Annotated in this window: 4 protein-coding genes and 1 pseudogene; 3 read left to right on the forward strand and 2 right to left on the reverse strand. The window is 59.8% G+C overall.

Annotation, left to right across the window (positions count from 1 at the left end; translation table 11 throughout):
* The 3 genes and pseudogenes from ispH to rnhA form a co-directional block, all read left to right on the forward strand.
* Positions 1–593 (forward strand): annotated as a pseudogene (gene ispH, locus WBF74_RS00975) (4-hydroxy-3-methylbut-2-enyl diphosphate reductase); the annotation flags it as partial.
* A 10-nt stretch (positions 594–603) separates the two neighbouring features.
* Positions 604–1569 (forward strand): homoserine kinase, encoded by a 966-nt coding sequence (gene thrB, locus WBF74_RS00980; protein ID WP_424433935.1) that lies wholly within the window; start codon positions 604–606, stop codon positions 1567–1569.
* Positions 1566–2009 (forward strand): ribonuclease HI, encoded by a 444-nt coding sequence (rnhA, locus tag WBF74_RS00985; protein WP_424433937.1) that lies wholly within the window; start codon positions 1566–1568, stop codon positions 2007–2009. The genes thrB and rnhA overlap by 4 nt, the downstream gene beginning before the upstream one ends.
* A 69-nt stretch (positions 2010–2078) precedes the next feature.
* On the opposite strand, the gene WBF74_RS00990 is transcribed toward rnhA, so the two are convergent.
* Both WBF74_RS00990 and WBF74_RS00995 read right to left on the reverse strand, forming a co-directional pair.
* Positions 2079–2564 (reverse strand): peroxiredoxin, encoded by a 486-nt coding sequence (locus tag WBF74_RS00990; protein ID WP_424433939.1) that lies wholly within the window; start codon positions 2562–2564, stop codon positions 2079–2081.
* Between the two features lie 106 nt (positions 2565–2670).
* Positions 2671–3258 (reverse strand): protein-disulfide reductase DsbD domain-containing protein (locus WBF74_RS00995; RefSeq protein ID WP_424433941.1); only part of this gene is annotated, 588 nt, incomplete at its 5' end.

Here is a 3258-nt window from a genome sequence, read left to right on the forward strand (position 1 = left end):
GGCTTGAAATCGTGCTGATCGGCCATGCCGGCCACCCGGAAGTGATCGGCACGATGGGGCAGTTGCCGGAAGGCAGCGTGAAGCTGATCGAGACGGTTGCGGATGCAGAGAGATTCGAGCCGCGTGACCCGGAAAAGCTTGCCTTCGTGACGCAGACCACGCTCTCCGTTGATGACACGGCGGGGATCGTTGCCGTGCTGCGCCGCCGTTTCCCCTCCATTGCCGGGCCGCACAAGGAAGATATTTGTTACGCCACGACGAACCGGCAGGAAGCGGTGAAGGAAATTGCGCCGCGGGTGAACGCGATGCTCGTCATTGGTGCGCCGAACTCATCCAACTCGATGCGGCTTGTTGAAGTCGCCGAACGCTCCGGCTGCGTCTATGCGGCGCTGGTTCAGCGGGCCGCCGATATTGACTGGGCGGCGCTCGGAAATCCGGCGACTGTCGGCCTCACCGCCGGAGCAAGTGCGCCGGATATTCTCGTCGATGAAGTCATTGCTGCCTTCAAGGAACGCTTCGATGTAACGGTCGAGGAAGTATCCGTGCGGCGCGAAGCGGTGCAGTTCAAGCTGCCGCGCGTGCTGGCAGGCTGACGGGGGCAATATGGCGGTCTATACGGAAGTCAGCGATGAGGAACTGCGCGCTTTTCTCGCCACCTATGATCTGGGCGATCTGCTTTCCTTCAAGGGCATTGCTGAAGGCGTCGAGAATTCCAATTTCCTGCTCCATACAAACAAAGGGTTCTACATTCTCACGCTTTATGAAAAGCGTGTGGCGGAAGAGGAACTGCCTTTCTTTCTCGGCTTGATGAACCACCTGGCGGAACGCGGCCTCTCCTGCCCGACACCCATCCGCAGCCGGACGGGCGAGATGCAGGGCCATCTCGCCGGGCGGTCGGCAGCGATCATCTCCTTTCTCGACGGTGTTTCCGTTCGCAGGCCGCAGCCGCGCCATTGCGTTGAAGTCGGGCGAGCGCTTGCCGAACTCCACCTCGCCGGAGACGGCTTTGCGCTCTCGCGCCGCAATGCGCTTGATGTCGAGGGCTGGCGCGGTGTGTTTCTTTCCTGCCGCGAGGGGATTGACGGTTTCAAGCCGGGCCTTGCTGCAGAGATTGAAAAAGAACTTGCCGAACTGTCGAGAGACTGGCCGCGCCATCTTCCTTCCGGCGTCATTCATGCCGATCTCTTCCCCGACAATGTGTTTTTCATTGGCGACAGGCTTTCGGGCCTCATCGATTTCTATTTCGCGTGTAACGACGCCTTCGCCTATGACCTTGCCATCTGTCTCAATGCCTGGTGCTTTGAGGAGGATGGGTCATTCAACATCACCAAGGCGCGGGGGCTGCTTCAGGCCTATGCGCAGGTGCGGCCGCTCGGCAAGGACGAGCTTGCCGCCCTTCCCCTGCTCGCGCGGGGTGCCGCGATGCGCTTTCTGCTGACGCGGCTTTATGACTGGATCAATCATCCGGAAGGCGCATTTGTCCGACCGAAAAATCCGAATGAATATCTTCTGCGCCTTCGCTTTCATCGCAGCATCACTTCGCCCGCAGGCTATGGGCTCGACGCATGAGCGATGATGTCGTTGATCTTTATACGGATGGCGCCTGCTCTGGCAATCCGGGGCCGGGTGGCTGGGGTGTTCTCATGCTCTACAAGGGCAATGAGAAGGAGATTTGCGGCGGCGAAGCCGACACCACAAATAACCGCATGGAGCTGATGGCCGCCATTCAGGGGCTGGAGGCGCTGAAGCGGGGCATGAAAGTGCGCATCCACACGGATTCGACCTATGTAAAGGATGGCATCACGAAATGGATTCACAGCTGGAAGAAGAACGGCTGGAAGACAGCGGCGAAGAAGCCGGTGAAAAACGCTGAACTCTGGCAGCGCCTCGAAACGGCGATCGAGCGGCACGATGTCTCATGGCATTGGGTGAAGGGCCATTCTGATCACCCGGAAAATGACCGCGCCGATGCGCTCGCCCGGCAGGGCATGGCGCCCTACTGCAAATAAGCCGCTCCGCGAAAACAAAAAGGCAGCCTCTTTTGCAAGAGGCTGCCTTTATTCATTTCGCGAGTGGGATTAGAGCTGGCTCAGAATATTTTCTGCGCCGGAGATTTTCGCCTCACCGGGATTCTGTTCCTTGTTGAGGGTCTTTACGACGCCATCTTCCACCAGCATGGAATAGCGCAGCGAGCGCGTACCCATGCCGAAGCCCGAGCCGTCGAAATCAAGGCCAAGCGCCTTGGTGAAGTCGCCATTGCCGTCGCCCAGCATGGTGACCTTGCCATCCGCACCCTGCTGCTTGCCCCATGCGCCCATCACGAAAGCATCGTTGACGGAGAGGCAGACGATTTCATCCACGCCCTTGGCGCGAATCTCGTCGGCGCTCTTCACGAAGCCGGGAAGGTGCTGGTTGGAGCAGGTCGGCGTGAACGCACCGGGCAGCGCGAAGACCACGATCTTGCGGCCCTTGAAGAATTCACCCGTCTTCACAGGGGCCGGACCCTTGTCTGTCATCTGCATCAGGGTCGCTTCGGGTATCTTGTCTCCGACTTTGATGGCCATGGGAACCTCCTCCTGTTTCCGGGGTGCTATCGGCGCGGGATCGGTGCCCGCAGAATAAGGGCCGCATTAAAGACCCATTCGCAGGGCGGCACCAGCCTTCCCGGCGTTACATTTTCCGGCGGATGAGAAGCGCGTCCTTTTCATCCGAAAGGATGACCACAAGCTCCTCGCCTTCGATCATGCCCGGGGAGAGCACTTCGACCGGCATGGAATAACGAACATGATCTCCATGCCGCCTGACCTCGGGCGGACCAAACCATATATGGTGCGGCTCCTCGATCACCAGTTGCGGCGGTACACAACCGGCACCGCAGCCCTTCAGTTCCATGTCGAGCGTAGGCGCGGTGTTCTCCCGCCAGCGAATATCGAGAATATCGGGATCGGCAGCCGCCACCGGCACGCGCGCAAGGGCGGCACGCAGTTTCGTTGCAGCGGCGTTTTCAGAGGGCGCATTTCCTTCCGCCGACGCGGGCGGTATCACCAGTTCAATTTCATCCTCACGGGGAATGCAGATCTTTGCGCAGACGCCATATTGCACTGTGAGGCGAAGCGTCACCGGCGCGCCTGCCTCGACAGGCTCGACAAGCAGCGGCCAGACCACTTCATTCGTGTAGCCGAAAGTCGTGTCGCCCGGCTCATCGAAGCGGCGCGGAGCGGGCCAGCGCAGATCGACAGAAGCAACATTCTCCGAAGC

It is taken from the genome of Parvibaculum sp. (assembly GCF_049672805.1).
Classification (GTDB): domain Bacteria; phylum Pseudomonadota; class Alphaproteobacteria; order Parvibaculales; family Parvibaculaceae; genus Parvibaculum.

Excerpts from the sequence above, each read along its gene's own strand:
- thrB (WP_424433935.1), top strand. The coding sequence starts at position 604 with ATGGCGGTCTATACGGAAGTCAGCGATGAGGAACTGCGCGCTTTTCTC.
- rnhA (WP_424433937.1), top strand. The coding sequence starts at position 1,566 with ATGAGCGATGATGTCGTTGATCTTTATACGGATGGCGCCTGCTCTGGC.
- WBF74_RS00990 (WP_424433939.1), bottom strand. The coding sequence starts at position 2,564 with ATGGCCATCAAAGTCGGAGACAAGATACCCGAAGCGACCCTGATGCAG.